The sequence below is a fragment of the Streptosporangium sp. NPDC005286 genome, from assembly GCF_040607515.1.
GTDB lineage: Bacteria > Actinomycetota > Actinomycetes > Streptosporangiales > Streptosporangiaceae > Streptosporangium.
In genome coordinates this window covers 130,598-145,026 of sequence record NZ_JBEXGU010000002.1, presented here as the reverse complement: position 1 = coordinate 145,026, position 14,429 = coordinate 130,598, and the positions used below count along the sequence as shown (strand labels likewise).

Sequence of the window (14,429 nt, the reverse complement as noted above, 5' to 3'; positions counted from 1 at the left end):
GGTCAATGAGGGACTTTGCCGGTCCGGGCGCTTCTCAGGGCCCCGAGAATCCCCTTGTCCTGCACGTGCTCGGCGCGCGGCCCAACTTCGTGAAGGCCGCTCCGGTGGTGCGCGCGCTCGCCGAACTGGGCGTGCGGCAGGGCATCATCCACACCGGCCAGCACTACGACGCGCTCATGTCGGACGTGTTCTTCGCCGACCTCGGCCTCCCCGAGCCGATCGCCAACCTGGCCGTCGGTTCCGGCTCGCACGCCCGCCAGACGGCGGCGCTGCTCGTCGGCCTTGAGGACGTGGTGCTTGAGCAGCGGCCGACGCTGGTCGTCGTCTACGGTGACGTGAACTCGACGCTGGCCGCGATCCTGGTGTGCGCCAAGCTCCATGTGCCGACCGCGCACGTGGAGGCGGGCCTGCGCTCCTTCGACCGGGAGATGCCGGAGGAGGTCAACCGGGTCGTCACCGACGCGCTGTCCGACATCCTCTTCGCCACCTCTCCCGACGCGCTCTCCTACCTGGCCGCCGAGGGTGTCGACCCGGCCCGGGTGCACCTCGTCGGCAACCCGATGATCGACAGCCTGTTCTCGGCGCTGGACCACCTCGACCCGGCCCCGGTCCGCTCCCGGCTCGGCCTGCCCGAGCGGTACGGGGTGGCCACCCTGCACCGTCCCGGCAACGTCGACGACCCCGCCTCCGCCAAGGAGCTGGTCGAGGCGGTGCTCTCGGTGAGCGAGCGCCTCCCGATCGTGGTGCCGCTGCACCCGCGCGGCCGGACCCGCCTGGCCGAGGCCGGGCTGGTGGACACCGAGAACCTGCGCATCGTCGATCCGCTGGGCTACGTGGACTTCCTGTCGCTGGTGCGGGGCGCGACCCTGGTGGTCACCGACTCCGGCGGCGTGCAGGAGGAGACGACCATGCTGGGCGTCCCCTGCCTCACCGTGCGGCCCAACACCGAGCGGCCGATCACCATCACGCACGGCACCAACCGGCTGGTCACCCCCGCGCAGTTGCCCGCCGCCGCCGACCTGGCACTGGCGAACGGCGCGGCGACGCCTTCCGGTGAGCTGCCCCCGCTCTGGGACGGCAAGGCCGGTCCCCGGATCGCCCGGGTGATCGAGAACTGGCTGCGCGGTGGCAACCTCTCCCCGGCTGGGCAAGCCGTACCGCCCAAATCCATTTAAAACGGCTATTTCGGTACGGCGTAGGCCGTAGCCTGGCACGACCCCGGACAAAGGCGATCCCCCATGAGCGAAGAGACCCCCGAAGAGCCGAAGTTCCAGCGTCTTGGGCCGATCAACTGGCTGCCCGAGGAGCGCAAGGTCGTCGAGCGTTTCGAGGAGCGCGTCCGGGACCTTGAGCGGCGGCTCGCCATCGCCGAGGCGAAGGCCGACTACGCGCAGTGGAAGCTGGAGTCGACCAAGGTGCAGCGCCCGTACCGGGTGGCCGAGGCGCTGACCGCGGCCAAGGGGTCGGGGGTCACCGCGCTGCCGGGCAGGCTGCGCTCCGCGATGCAGGCGCGCAAGGGCCCCAAGCCGCCCCGCCCGGTGACCGAGGTGGTCGCCGAGCTCGACCAGCAGGGGCCCGTGGTCGACGTGCCGCAGGTCAAGTGGCCGGCCGGTCCGATCGTCCGTCCGGACATGAAGGTCGCGGTCATCCTGGACGACTTCTCCCGGATGGCGTTCAAGTACGAGTGGGACCAGATCGAGTTCGGGCTCCGCGACTGGCCGGAGATCTTCGCCGAGCGCCGTCCCGAGCTGCTGTTCGTGGAGTCGGCCTGGCACGGCAACCAGGGCCGCTGGCGCTACCAGATGACCGGGACGAACGCCCCCAAGCCCGAGCTGCGCGCCCTGATCGACTGGTGCCGCGTCGAGGGGATCCCCACGGTCTTCTGGAACAAGGAGGACCCGCCGAACTTTGACTTCTTCATCGACACGGCCAAGCTGTTCGACTACGTCTTCACCTGCGACGGCGACATGGTGCCCCGCTACCGCGAGGTGCTGGGCCACGACCGGGTCGACGTGCTGCAGTTCGCCGCGCAGCCCCGGGTGCACAACCCGATCCAGGAGAAGCGCGGCCGCCTGAACGACGTGGTCTTCGCCGGCATGTACTTCAGGGACAAGCACCCCGAGCGCCGCGAGCAGATGGAGACCGTCCTCGCCCCGATCCGCGAGCTCGGCCTGCACATCTTCGCGCGCAACGGGACCGTGGACGAGAAGTACGCCTGGCCGAAGGAGTACGTCCCGCACATCGTGGGCGAGCTCCCGTACGACCAGATGCTGGCCGCGTACAAGATGTACAAGGTCTTCCTCAACGTGAACTCGGTGCTCGACTCGCCGACCATGTGCGCCCGCCGGGTCTTCGAGCTGTCGGCCTGCTCGACGTCGATCGTCTCGGGCTGGTCGCGGGCCATCGAGGAGACCTTCGGGTCGCTGATCCCGATCGCCCGTGACGAGCTGGAGTCGTACAACCAGGTCCTGCACCTGATCAACAGCCCCGAGCTCCGCGCCCGCCAGGGGCACCTGGCGATGCGCGAGGTCTTCGACAAGCACCTGTTCTCGCACCGGGTGGACCAGATCCTGGCGCTCCTCGGCAAGCCGGTGGAGCGGCGGACCCGGTCGATCTCGGTGGTGCTGCCCACCAACCGCGCCGCCCAGATCGAGCACGCGATCTCCTCGGTGGCGAAGCAGATCCACCGCCCCGTCCAGCTCGTCATGGTCCTGCACGGTCTGGACATCGACCCCGTCGTAGTGGCCGACAAGGCGCGGATGGCCGGGATCACCGACGTCGTGGTGCTGCCCGCCGACTCGTCACTGTCGCTGGGCGCCTGCCTCAACCTGGGCATCGCCGCCACGGAGGGCGAGCTGATCGCCAAGATGGACGACGACAACCTGTACGGCGAGCACTACCTGTCGGACCTGGCCCGCGCCTTCGACTACTCCGACGCCGAGCTGGTCGGCAAGGGCGCGCACTATGCCTACTTCGAGGGCAGCAACACCACGATGCTGCGCCTGCCGGGGCTGGAGCACCGCTACGCCTTCCTGGTGCAGGGCGGCACCTTCCTCGGCAGGGCGGACATGTTCCGGCACTACGGCTTCGAGGACGTCACCCGGGGCGAGGACACCCGCCTGGTCCGCCGGCTCAAGGAGGACCGGGTCAAGATCTACTCCGCGGACCGGTTCAACTTCGTCTACTGGCGCAGCGGGGACGCGGGCATGCACACCTGGCAGGCCGACGACATCAAGCTCACTCGTAACGCGCAGTTCTCTTTCGTGGGGCATCCGGACGCGCATGTGATGATCTGATTTTCTGGCCGGGGCGTCGCGGGGGGGTCCGGCGTGTTCTCTTGCGGGGACGCGTTCTCTTGCGGGGACGCGTTCTCTTGCGGGGACGCGTTCTCTTGCGGGGACGCGTTCGCGCTCCGGTGGGTGGGTGCTCCGGGCGGCCGTTGTTGGTGGCGGGTCTGTGGGTTCAGGCCTTCGGCCTGGCGGGCGCGGTGGTTGCGGATTCTTATAAGCCGCCCGGAGCACCCACCCACCTCCGCGCACTCCTTGCCTCGCCGTACGGCCTGCGGGCCGTAGTCGCTTCCTTGCGGGCCGCCCATCGGGCTCTTCGGCGCTGAAGCAATCCGTACGGGGGGCGTTCTGGGGCCATCGCCGTAGCTGAAGCACCGGTGCGGGAAGGAGCTCAGGGGGCTTCCTGTAGTTCATCGGGCCCGTCGTGATTCGCTGGTGCTGGTCGGCTTGCTGCGGCTTGCCGTCGCCGGTCATGGCTTGGCTCGGGGGCGAGTGTGGTCGCCTGATGGGACACACCGCGACTCGGACCACCACTGTGACCGGAAGGAACCTCACTCCACTCCTCTACCGGGGTCCAGCCGGACAGGCACACCGCGACTCGAACCACCACGGTGACCGGAGGGAGGGGTACGCCTCGGGAGAGGAGCTTCGGTCAGGTGGGTCAGCTGGAGAAGGAGCCGGGTCCGTCAGGCCCGTCGGTTCTGTTGGCTCCGTCGGTTCTGTTGGTTTCGTTGGCTCGGTTGGTTTCGTTGGTTTCGTTGGTTGGGAGGTGGAACCAGACGGCGGTGCCCGCTTCGGGGTCGTGGTGGGTGCCCCAGGCGGTGGCCATGGCCTCTACCAGGAGCAGGCCGCGTCCGCCGTCGCTGTCGAAGTCGGTCGCGCGGACGAAGGGGAGGCTGGTCGCCGAGCCGTCGTCGATCACCTCGGCGTGCACCATGCCGCCGCCCAGGCCCAGGCAGACCGTCAGCGATCCTCCGGGGGCGCGGCCGGAGTCGGAGTGGACGACGGAGTTCGTCACGACCTCGCTGAGCAGGAGCACCACGTCGTCGAGGGCGGAGTCGGCGACTCTGCCGTTGAGCAGGTCTCGTGCCCAGGTGCGGATCGTCGCGACCGAGCAGGCCAGGCCCGCGAACTCGGCGTGGCCCAGCGGGTGTAGTACGGCCCAGCGTCCCGCGGTCGCTCGCTGTCTTTCGTAGCGGCAGGTGGCCTGCGGGTACGCGTTCATGCGATCGCCGCCGAGACGATGACGTCGGCGGCGTTGTCGGCCCCGGCCCAGACTCCTTCGCCCGGCCGCCACGCCCTGGCCCACCAGGGCCGCCAGACGAACATCCAGCCGCAGGCGCGCCGGATGACGGCGATCCGGACCCGGGTCTCGCCCCCGGACATGACCTCCAGCACTGGCTGCCCCACCTGGGGTAACACCAGCGAGGTGCTCACCCCCAGACCCCGCAGGTCCCACCCCAGCCGCACCAGGTGAATCAACTGCTCTTGCGGATCACGTGGCTTCACAGCTCGTCCTTCCCCTTGTCTGTTGAACTGGCCCGCTCGCACTTTCAGGGACGTTGATGCTTACGCACTGTCATTGACCGTATGCTCAGAGCATGCAGCCATGCAGCCCCATATGCAACCCCAAATGCATATGCATGAAGAAGGACTTCACGGAAAGTTTGATTCGCGAAATAGGTCAACCCGGCGGAAATCTCATGAAGGTGGACACGTGACCGAAGGTCAGAGCCCTACTGTCCGGCGACGCCAACTCGGTATGGAACTCCGTCGGCTCCGCGAGCGCGCGGATGTGTCCGCTATCGAAGCGGGCGAGCATATTGGTCGCTCTGATTCGACGATCAGCCGCTTCGAGACCGGCAGGGTCACCATCCGTCAGAAGGTTCTCGTTCAACTCCTCGATCTGTACAAAGCAGCCGACGACGAGACCCAAGCTGTACTTGATCTCGCACGAGAAGCGAGCAAACGAGGATGGTGGCACGCCCACGGAGACGCGGTACCGCCATGGTTTGAAGTTTTCATCGGGCTCGAAGCCGAGGCCGCGTCAATCCAGACCTACCAACCTCAGCTGATCCCTGGCCTTCTCCAGACTGAGGCATACGCGCGCGCCGTCATCGAAGCCGACCACCCCGGAACGCCCGAGGGGGAAATCGACAGGCTTGTCGCCCTGCGCCTGGTAAGGCAGAAACTCCTTACCCGGTCGAACCCACCGGAGCTGTGGGCGGTGATGAGCGAAGCGGCTCTACGGCACGCCATCGGCGGACCGGCGACAATGCGTGAGCAACTTCTCAGCCTCCGTGACGCGCGGCGACTCACAGGGGTCACTCTTCAGGTACTGCCCTTCGCCGGAGGCGCCCACCCTGGCATGCTCGGCCCCTTCCATCTCCTGGAGTTCCCTCAGCCTTCCGAAACTCATGTTGCTTACGTCGAGTATCTGACAGGCTCCATGTATCTGGAAAAGCCAGAGGAAGTACGCAGATATAGACTCATTTTCGACCATATTCGCGCGGCTGCCCTGCCGCCGAACGAGTCCGTCGCGCTGATGAGCGCGGTCATAGAGGAGATGACTTCGTGACCGTAGAAGAGCGTGAGCCGCAAGACTTCCCCGACCTGTCTCACGCCGTTTGGCGCAAGAGCAGCCTCAGTGGCAACGGCGGCGCCGACTGTGTCGAGGTCGCCACCGACCTCCCCGGCATCGCGGCCGTTCGTGACAGCAAGGACCCCTTGGGGCCAGCGTTGGTCTTCTCACCTGACGGGTGGCGAACCTTCGTCGACGGTGTCAAGGGCGGTGAGTTCGACACACGTCCCTGAGCGCGTGACAGGTCAGGGAAGGTTCCTGAGAGGTGAGGGACGCAGGTGCCCTATGACGGCCTCGCCGCCGTTTTCACCTCTGATCTGATGAGCGCGGTCGAGACCGTTTGCTTGGCGTTCGCCGACATCGATGTCCCATCCACAAGCCGGTCCTCAGCGCCCTCCAAGCAGGTTCCCAGCGCCGATCCATAGCCTCATCCTCGACCCTCGCGCCCGAAGCGACCGGGCATCCGAGCAACGACGAGGAGAGAGATCTTGACGGAGACCGGGAACGACCCGATGACCGCTGACGAGCGGATCGACAGGTGCCTCGGAGAGGGATCGACCACGCTGGACCTGTCCGGGCTCGACCTGGACACGGTGCCGGAATCGCTCGGTGATCTCACCCATCTGACCAGCCTCTACCTGTATGACAACCGGCTGACCGCTCTACCCGAGTCAGTGTGGAACCTCACCGCCCTCACCAACCTCTCCCTGGGCGGTAACCAGTTGACTGTTCTGCCTGAGTCGCTAGGCAACCTCACCGCCCTCACCGACCTCGACCTGGGCGGTAATCAGCTGACCGCTCTGCCTGAGTCAGTGGGGAACCTCACCGCCCTCACCGAGCTCTATCTGCATAACAACCGACTGACCGTTCTACCTGACTCAGTGGGGAACCTCACCGAGCTCTACTGGCTCTACCTGAACGGTAATCAGTTGACTGTTCTGCCTGAGTCACTGGGCAACCTCACCGCCCTCGAATGGCTCTACCTGTATGACAACCAGTTGACCGCTCTGCCTGAGTCGGTAGGCAACCTCACCGCCCTCACCGAACTCAGTGTGGGCAGTAACCGGCTGACTGTTCTGCCCGAGTCGGTAGGCAACCTCACCGCCCTCATCGAACTCGACCTGGTCGATAACCGGTTGACCGCTCTGCCAGAGTCGGTAGGCAGCCTCACCGCCCTCACCGAACTCTGCCTGGGCGCTAACCAGTTGACCGCTCTACCTGAGTCGCTGGGCAACCTCACCGCTCTCAGCGCCCTCAGTGTGGGCAGTAACCGGCTGACTGTTCTGCCCGAGTCAGTGGGCAACCTCACCGCCCTCACCGACCTCTACCTGAGGGATAACCAGTTGACCGTTCTGCCCGATTCGCTGGGCAACCTCACCGCCCTCACCGAGCTCAGTGTGAGCGATAACCCGCTGACCGAACTGCCCGATTGGCTGGGCGACCTTCCCGCCCTCAGCGAGAGCACCAGGACCCTACTGAGTGTCTTCTACGAGGAGCGTTGGGGTTGGTGGTGAGGTGCTCCGGAGATTCCACCGGCCCCACCAGGCCACGGCTCTACCTGAAAATGTATTCGGGGGATGATCGCGGGGCCGCTCGCGAAGGCGGGGACGAGTGAGGCATGACACCACAACGGTTTTCACCCCTCTGATGACCCCGTCGGCCAACCCGCGGCATACGAGCGACCTGTTCGTGATGTGACCCGTTGGGTCCTGGCGGCATGCGATGCACAGCAACGGTCTTCTGACGACGCGCACCGGAGACCAGGGCACCAGGGGTTTCAGCCGCAGGGGCTCATGACGACGGCGAAGCCCTTGAGCATACGGGAGGTGCCCTGGTACGGAACACGACGACACCCCCCGGCCCGGAGGATTCCGGGCCGGGGGGTGTCGTGGGTGCCGGGGCGCTGGTCTCCGGGTTCCCCGCTTTTTCCGGGAACCCGGCCCCCGAACCCGGCTGACTTGGTTACCGGACGCCTCGCCTGCCGTACAGGCTCACCGCCAGGAGGACGCCGACGGCGGCCAGGGCGATCTGAATGATGAGTTCGATCCAGTCGATGCCCGACGTGGTGGCGACTCCGAGCGCTCCGGCGATCGCGGTGCCGATGAGGGCGGCGACGATACCGATGACGATGGTCAGCCAGATCGGGATGGCCTGCTTGCCGGGCACGACGAGCCGACCCAGGGCACCGATGATGGCGCCGATGACGATGGCGGTGATGATGCCGGTGACTGTCATGTTCCACGCTCCTGTCTGCTCAGCTGCCAGGCGTATGCCCTGGGAAAGCAGAACAACACATAACGGAGTGACCCGAATTACTGGCCGTCGGTCACGGTCCTGTCTTGAAGTGGTCGTATACGGGTTCCGGCCCGGCGCTCACCGCCCGGGGAGCCCCGGTGTCAGGAGACCCGGTCGACGGGCTTTCCCGGTGTTTCCACAGCCGTGTCGCCGGCGGGGACGGCGGGAGCGCCGGGGGTGGCGGGAGTGGCGCCGCTCAGCAGGGAGCGGACAAGTCCGAGGCCGGTGCCGCCGAGGGTGAGAGCCTTGGCGAGCATCTCCTCGACACCCTGGGCGCCGTTGAGGACGACCATGTGGTCGACGTTGCCGAAGGACTTCGCCCCCGCCTCGACGATCTGCGGCCAGTTCTCGGCGAGTTGCTGGGCGATGACCGCCTCCTGGTTTTCGGCGAGGGCCTCGGAACGGGCCCGGATCGCGTCGGCCTCGGCCAGGCCCCTCGCCTTGGCCGCCTCGGCCTCCGCGAGTCCCTGGGCCCTGGAAGCCTCCGCGGCGGCCAGGCCGGTGGCCTTGGTCGCGTCGGCGGCGGCGAGACCGCGCAGCCGCACGGACTCCGCCTCGGCCGCGGCGGCCTGCTTGACCTGCGACGCCTGCGCGGCGGCGCGGAGCTCGGTCTCGCGGGCCTCGGCCTCAGCCTGGGCGATGCGGGCGTCGCGCTCGGCCTGGGAGGCCGTCACCGTCTCGTACGCCCTGGCGTCGGCGGGCTTGCGGACCTGGGCCTGGAGTCGCTGCTCGGCCAGCGCCGCCTCAAGCTCGGCGGCGCGGGTCTCCTGGACGACGACCTCCTGGCGGGCGGACGCCTCGGAGAGCGGCCCCGCCTGGCGGGACCTGGCCAGGGCCTCGTCGATCTCGGCCTGGTAGGCGGCCTGCTTGATCTGGGAGTCGCGCCAGGCGGCGGCCTTGTTGGCGGCGGCGACCTGCTCGGCCTCGGTGGCCTCCTGGTCACGCTGGGCCTCGGCGATGCGTGCCGAGGCGGCGATCCTGGCGGCGTGCGGCTTGCCGAGGTTGGTGATGTAGCCCGTCTCGTCCTCGATCTCCTGGATCTGCAGGGAGTCGACGATCAGTCCAAGCTTGATCATCTCGTCGGCGGCCGAGGCGCGGGTCTCACCGGTCAGCCGCTCGCGGTTGAGGATGAGGTCCTCGACCGTCAGGTTGCCGATGATCGACCGCAGGTGGCCGGTGAACAGCTCGTGGATAGCGCCGTTCATCGAGTCCTGCTGGTCCAGGAAGCGGCGGGCGGAGTTGGCGATCGAGTGCAGGTCGTCGCCGACCTTGTAGATCACGACGCCGCGGACCACCACCGGGATGCCCTGCTGGGTGACGCAGGAGACCTGGAGGTTGGCGGCCCGGCTGTCCAGGCGCAGGCGGCGCGCGGTTTGGAATCCGGGGAGCACGGAGGTGCCCTTACCTGTGATGATCTTGAATCCGAGGCTGTCGGCCTCCTCGCTCCTGCCCCGGGCCCCGAGCCCCGAGATGATCAGTGCCTCGTTGGGTTCGGCCACCCGCCAGATGGCCTTGAACAGCAGGACGATGACGAGAAGGGCGACGAGGACGACGCCCCCGATGACGAAGTACTCCGTAGGCATCGCGGCCTCCACGGTGGGGGATGAGAGGACTGTCAGCCGAGCGCTCGGGAGACGTAGACGGTGCGCGGCGGGAAGAAGTCGACGATCACGACGATCGAACCGACGGTGATCTCCTCGTCGGGAACCGTGGGATGCGCGTAGAACGCCTCGACACCACCCCGAACCACCACCATCACCTCCCCGACCAGGCCGGGGCCGATCTTTCCGGTGACCCTGCCCTCTTTACCGACCACGCGATGCTCCCCGGATCAGCCGTCAGAGGGAAAAACGAATGCGTGCCTCGCTCCGCCACGCACCATACCGCGGCATGAGCTCGTCCGGACTTCCACCGTTAATCCCCGTGCTTCACTTTATAGAGGTAACGAGCCAACCTTCCATAACGTTCCGGCTTATCCTGAAAATTCATACGGCAAGCTCCCCGCTCACCCGCACCGCCTCCCGTCCCACGAAATCCGAGGTCAGCGGCAAAAAGGCACGAAGCAGCGGAGAACCAAGCGGAGCGGTGCGTCCCGGTGCGCACCAGGACGCCCCAGGCGCGGACCCCTTTCCGCGGGCCGGATAAGTCGGCGTGCCGTCGCCGCCCGCTCCTCCTTTCAATTCCCGGCGACCATGACATGACTCTCATGCAGGAGATATCATGACAGCGCGCTAATGGCACGGGTAAAAAGTTCCCGAAAACGCAGCGCGGCGACCGCGGCGATCCATTCACATCGTGATGATCGCCCCATGACCGATCCTGATGAGATCAATCCACGTAAGGCCCTGGAACTCGGCATGGACCGGCCCATCTCCCGCCGGGACTTCTTCGACGGGATGATCGCGGCCACGGGGATCGCGGCGGCGTGCTCGCTGCCCGGGATCGGCGGATGGAACGCCTCCCCGGCCGAGGGCGCGGAAGAGGTGCCCCGCCTCGCCGGCGCGGAAGACCTGGAGCTCTCGCCCGACACCTCCTACCCGCCGTCACTCACCGGGCTGCGCGGCGACACCGCGGAGGCGCTGAGCGTGCCGCACGCCCTTCGCGACCAGCGCTTCTGGCCGTACGCGGGCACGCCGGAGCCCACCGGCGAGCGCTATGACCTGGTCGTGGTGGGCGCGGGGATCAGCGGTCTCAGCGCGGCCCACCGGTGGCTGGAGCGCGACCCCGGCGCGCGGATCCTGATCCTGGACAACCACGACGACATCGGCGGGCACGCCCTGCGCAACGAGTTCCACCCGAGGACCAGGAGGGGGCCGCTGGTCTCGTACGGCGGGTCACGGTCGATCATCAACCCGGCGGCGTGGACCTCCGAGGGGAAGGACCTGCTCGCCAAGCTGGACATCCGCCCCGAGAGGCTCGCCAGGGAGCGGAGGCTCTACGCGGACCTGGGGATGCACGACAGCGTCTTCTGCGACCGGGAGACCTTCCCCGCCGAGAGGCTGGTCGTGTTCACCCCCGGCCAGGGGGCACCGCGGTGGATCGCCGAACTGCCGGTCGCGGAGCAGGCCAGAAAGGACCTGCTCATGCTGTACGGCGACCCGCCGGACTGGTTTCCCGGCCTGTCCGGCGAGGAGAAACAGGAGCGGCTGGCCAGGCTCACCTACTCGGGTTTCCTCGCCGAGGTCTGCGGGGTCCACCCGGATGTGCTGAAGTTCGTCCAGACCATGCCGAGTGACGAGTGGGCCTACGGCTCCGACGCCTTCGGCGCGATCGACGCCTGGGCCTGCACCGACGAGCACCGGTACCCCGGGTTCCGGGGGCTCGGGCTCGACGCCTCCAAACCGTCCAGGTACAACTCCCCGACCGTGATCAAGGAGTGGGACGCGGACGAGCCGCGCGCCTACCGCTTCCCCGAGGGCAACCAGGCGATCGTCCGGATGATGGCCGCCCGGATGATCCCCGGCTTCGCCACGGCCGCCGACATGGCGGGGATCACCACCGCGAGCTTCGACTACGGCGTGCTCGACCGGCCGGGCAACCGGGTCCGGATACGCCTGTCCAGCCCGGTGGTCTCGGCGGTCAACGACGGCCGGCCCGAAGTGGCCACCGGCGCCACGGTCGGCTACTTCGACGGCGAGCGGGTGCGGACCGTGCGGGCCGGAAGCGTGATCATGGCCTGCTGGAACTCGATGATCCCCTACCTGGTCGGCGACCTGCCGCCCGCGCAGCGGGCGGCGCTGTACCGGGCGGTCAAGGTGCCCCTGCTGTACGCGACGGTCCAGCTCCGTGACTGGCGTGCCTGGCAGGAGGTCGGGATCAGGCGCGCCAGGTTCACCGGCGCCCGCTGGTGCGTGGCCGAGCTCGACGACCCGGCCGACGTCGGCGGCTACCGGTGCCCGAGGACACCCTCCGAGCCGATCGCGGTGCACATGGTCAGCACGCCCGTCACGCCCGGCGTGTCACCCGCGCACGGCTCGATCGCCGGTCGGTACGCCCTGATCGAGACGCCGTACGGGCATCTGGAGTACAGCATCCGCGACCAGCTCACCCGGTTGCTCGGCCCGGGAGGCTTCGACGCGGCCCGCGACATCGAGGCGATCACGGTCAACCGGTGGGGGCACGGCCACACTCCTGAGTACGCCACCCCGTGGGATCTCGACTTCTACCCCGACGGGCAGCCACCGGCGGCCGTCGCCCGCCGGCCGCACGGCCGGATCGCGATCGCCAACTCCGACTCCGTGCCCGCCGCCCGCGCCGACGCGGCCGTCACCGCCGCCTACCGCGCGGTCGCGGAGCTACAGCGCTGACGGGATCAGCCGGGCTTTCTCAGCCTGGTGAAGGCCCAGCTCATCCTCGGCTCGACCGCCCAGCGGGTGACGCGCCGCACCGGTTCCGTGCACAGCAGGGCGGCGAGCCCGACCCCGAGAAGCGCCACGACCGTCACCCCCGGCAGGGTCTGGGCCCAGTCTCCGTAGAACCGCTCGGCGACCTTCACCACCAGGCCGTGCAGGAGGTAGGCGTACATCGTCGCCGCGCCGAGCCCCGAGTACCAGGTGCGCCTGGCCGGGGTGACCGCCAGAAACGCCGCGACGAGCAGTGCCCCGGCGGCCAGCATGCCCAGGCGGATCAGGCTGCCGGTGAGGTCGTCGACGCCGATCGCGTCGTTGGCATGCCGCCACCGGATCCACTCGGTCTTCACCAGGGTGTGCGTGGCGAGCGCCAGGACGCCGCCACCGACCAGCACGATCGCCCCCGCGGCCCGTACCCACCGCCGCCTGAGCCACTCGAAGTGCTCAGGACGGAGCATCAGCCCGAGCACGTAGAACGGGAGCAGGCCGAGGGTCCGGTTCATCGACAGCTCGTCGGGAAGCCTGCTCATCCCGGACAGCAGCGACAGCCCGACCGCGACCGTCAGCGGCCACCGCAGCTGCTGCCAGACCGGGGTGGACAGCCGCCACAGGAAGAGCGACATCAGGAACCAGGTCAGGTAGTACGGGTCGAGGAGGCTGATGTCGAGCTTGCCGTACAGGACGAGACGAGGCAGCGAGTAGAGCAGCTCGAAGATCACGTACGGGACGGCGAGCGTGCTGATCAGCTTGCGCGCCTTGCCGGAGGAGAAGGTGAAGTTCCGCGACAGGTAGCCGCTGAGCACGATGAACAGCGGCATGTGGAACGTGTACATGTAGAAGTAGGCCGCGTGCGCGACCGGCACTTCTCGCAGGTCCTCGATCAGGTGGCCCGAGACGACCAGGGTGATCGCCAGGAACTTGGCGTTGTCGAAGAACGGTTCCCTGCCCGCGGCGGGCGGGAGAACGGCCCGCAGCGGGGTTGCGACACTCACAGCCCCGGACCGTAACCGGACCCGCCCAACGTCCGGCGAACAGCCGGTGACAGCCGGGGAAATCCCCGCCGACCCCGCCCGGCGGGGGTGCGGCTACGCGACGGCGGCGGCGCTGGCGTCCCAGAGCGCGCGGGCCAGCGCGGGGTCGGCCATTCTCCTGGGGACGGCCGCCGGGGCGCTTTTGGCGAAGTAGCGGCCCGGGTGGGCGGCGCCGTCCGGGTGGGTGGCGAGGTGGACCATGGTGCTCGCGCCCTCCTCGACGGTCTGGCCCATCCCGGGGATGTTCTTCACCATCCACATCATCAGCGTGGCCGGGGCGAACTCGGTCCTGATCACACCGGGGTGGAAGCAGGTCGCGGTCACCGCGGTGCCCGCGAGGCGCCGGGCCAACTCCACCGTGAAGAGGGCCCCCGCCTGCTTGGAGTCCCCGTACTGGAGCCAGCCGCTCCAGCGCCGCCGCTCGCGGTCGAGATCGGACGGATCGAGGCGCCCGGTCTTGCCCGCCCGGGAGGAGGTGGTGATCACACGCTCCCCGACCCGCTCCAGCAGCAGGTTCGTCAGCAGGAAGGGGGCAAGGTGGTTGACCTGGATCATCGTCTCGTGGCCGTCGCGGGTGAGCGTGCGCTCGGTGGTCATGACACCCGCGTTGTTGACGAGAATGTCAATCCGCTCGTAACGGGAGAGCAGCTCGGCCCCCAGCCTGCGCACGTCGTCCAAAGAGGTGTAATCGCAGGTGAACGTATCCGGGACCGTTCCCGAGACCGCCGTTACCCTTTCTGCCACGCGAGCTGTCTTACCGGGATTACGGCCGACCAGAACAACACGCTGCCCGCGCCTCGCAAGCTCTACCGCCGCTGCCTCACCAATTCCGGCACTAGCCCCGGTAATCACACTAATCATCCGATCCTCCACTGCGCAGAAAGCC

General features: G+C 67.9%; 13 protein-coding genes. 6 read left to right on the top strand and 7 right to left on the bottom strand.

Going from position 1 to position 14,429, the window contains the following annotated elements:
- Positions 1-5 precede the first annotated feature (5 nt).
- Both wecB and ABZU75_RS01890 read left to right on the top strand, forming a co-directional pair.
- Complete coding sequence (gene wecB, locus ABZU75_RS01895; RefSeq protein ID WP_355548202.1) at positions 6-1,175, top strand: UDP-N-acetylglucosamine 2-epimerase (non-hydrolyzing); 1,170 nt, start codon at positions 6-8, stop codon at positions 1,173-1,175.
- Positions 1,176-1,238: 63 nt separating this feature from the next.
- Positions 1,239-3,296 carry a glycosyltransferase gene (locus ABZU75_RS01890; protein WP_355548200.1) on the top strand — a complete coding sequence of 686 codons (2,058 nt, stop codon included), beginning with the start codon at positions 1,239-1,241 and terminating at the stop codon, positions 3,294-3,296.
- Between the two features lie 652 nt (positions 3,297-3,948).
- On the opposite strand, the gene ABZU75_RS01885 is transcribed toward ABZU75_RS01890, so the two are convergent.
- Together ABZU75_RS01885 and ABZU75_RS01880 are read right to left on the bottom strand one after the other, a co-directional pair.
- Positions 3,949-4,512: an ATP-binding protein gene (locus ABZU75_RS01885; protein WP_355548197.1), complete on the bottom strand. Its 564-nt coding sequence runs from the start codon at positions 4,510-4,512 to the stop codon at positions 3,949-3,951.
- On the bottom strand, positions 4,509-4,796 hold the full coding sequence (locus tag ABZU75_RS01880; RefSeq protein WP_355548194.1) for a hypothetical protein: 288 nt from the start codon (positions 4,794-4,796) through the stop codon (positions 4,509-4,511). The genes ABZU75_RS01885 and ABZU75_RS01880 overlap by 4 nt, the downstream gene beginning before the upstream one ends.
- A gap of 208 nt (positions 4,797-5,004) precedes the next feature.
- Here ABZU75_RS01880 and ABZU75_RS01875 point away from each other — a divergent pair, with 208 nt between their 5' ends.
- The 3 genes from ABZU75_RS01875 (at position 5,005) to ABZU75_RS01865 (ending at position 7,382) form a co-directional block, all read left to right on the top strand.
- The gene (locus ABZU75_RS01875; protein ID WP_355548191.1) at positions 5,005-5,865 is read left to right on the top strand and encodes a helix-turn-helix transcriptional regulator; all 861 of its coding nucleotides are present in this window, start codon (positions 5,005-5,007) and stop codon (positions 5,863-5,865) included.
- Entirely contained in the window at positions 5,862-6,101 is a 240-nt protein-coding gene (locus ABZU75_RS01870; protein WP_350923032.1) for a DUF397 domain-containing protein, read from the top strand. The genes ABZU75_RS01875 and ABZU75_RS01870 overlap by 4 nt, the downstream gene beginning before the upstream one ends.
- 255 nt (positions 6,102-6,356) lie before the next feature.
- Complete coding sequence (locus ABZU75_RS01865) at positions 6,357-7,382, top strand: leucine-rich repeat domain-containing protein (protein ID WP_355548187.1); 1,026 nt, start codon at positions 6,357-6,359, stop codon at positions 7,380-7,382.
- 448 nt (positions 7,383-7,830) lie between these two features.
- Here the strand turns inward: ABZU75_RS01865 and ABZU75_RS01860 are convergent, their stop codons facing one another.
- The 3 genes from ABZU75_RS01860 to ABZU75_RS01850 form a co-directional block, all read right to left on the bottom strand.
- On the bottom strand, positions 7,831-8,103 hold the full coding sequence (locus ABZU75_RS01860; protein ID WP_355548184.1) for a GlsB/YeaQ/YmgE family stress response membrane protein: 273 nt from the start codon (positions 8,101-8,103) through the stop codon (positions 7,831-7,833).
- 161 nt (positions 8,104-8,264) lie between these two features.
- Positions 8,265-9,746, bottom strand: coding sequence for an SPFH domain-containing protein (locus ABZU75_RS01855; RefSeq protein WP_355548181.1), 1,482 nt, complete (start codon positions 9,744-9,746; stop codon positions 8,265-8,267).
- A gap of 32 nt (positions 9,747-9,778) precedes the next feature.
- Positions 9,779-9,979, bottom strand: coding sequence for a hypothetical protein (locus ABZU75_RS01850; RefSeq protein WP_030916074.1), 201 nt, complete (start codon positions 9,977-9,979; stop codon positions 9,779-9,781).
- Positions 9,980-10,472: 493 nt separating this feature from the next.
- Here ABZU75_RS01850 and ABZU75_RS01845 point away from each other — a divergent pair, with 493 nt between their 5' ends.
- Complete coding sequence (locus tag ABZU75_RS01845; RefSeq protein WP_355548176.1) at positions 10,473-12,470, top strand: FAD/NAD(P)-binding protein; 1,998 nt, start codon at positions 10,473-10,475, stop codon at positions 12,468-12,470.
- A gap of 5 nt (positions 12,471-12,475) precedes the next feature.
- On the opposite strand, the gene ABZU75_RS01840 is transcribed toward ABZU75_RS01845, so the two are convergent.
- Both ABZU75_RS01840 and ABZU75_RS01835 read right to left on the bottom strand, forming a co-directional pair.
- Positions 12,476-13,504 carry an acyltransferase family protein gene (locus ABZU75_RS01840; protein WP_355548173.1) on the bottom strand — a complete coding sequence of 343 codons (1,029 nt, stop codon included), beginning with the start codon at positions 13,502-13,504 and terminating at the stop codon, positions 12,476-12,478.
- Between the two features lie 93 nt (positions 13,505-13,597).
- Positions 13,598-14,404, bottom strand: coding sequence for an SDR family NAD(P)-dependent oxidoreductase (locus ABZU75_RS01835; RefSeq protein ID WP_355548170.1), 807 nt, complete (start codon positions 14,402-14,404; stop codon positions 13,598-13,600).
- Positions 14,405-14,429 lie beyond the last annotated feature (25 nt).

Coding starts and splice junctions, on each gene's coding strand:
- wecB (WP_355548202.1), top strand. CDS start 6: ATGAGGGACTTTGCCGGTCCGGGCGCTTCTCAGGGCCCCGAGAATCCC.
- ABZU75_RS01890 (WP_355548200.1), top strand. CDS start 1,239: ATGAGCGAAGAGACCCCCGAAGAGCCGAAGTTCCAGCGTCTTGGGCCG.
- ABZU75_RS01885 (WP_355548197.1), bottom strand. CDS start 4,512: ATGAACGCGTACCCGCAGGCCACCTGCCGCTACGAAAGACAGCGAGCG.
- ABZU75_RS01860 (WP_355548184.1), bottom strand. CDS start 8,103: ATGACAGTCACCGGCATCATCACCGCCATCGTCATCGGCGCCATCATC.
- ABZU75_RS01855 (WP_355548181.1), bottom strand. CDS start 9,746: ATGCCTACGGAGTACTTCGTCATCGGGGGCGTCGTCCTCGTCGCCCTT.
- ABZU75_RS01845 (WP_355548176.1), top strand. CDS start 10,473: ATGACCGATCCTGATGAGATCAATCCACGTAAGGCCCTGGAACTCGGC.
- ABZU75_RS01835 (WP_355548170.1), bottom strand. CDS start 14,404: ATGATTAGTGTGATTACCGGGGCTAGTGCCGGAATTGGTGAGGCAGCG.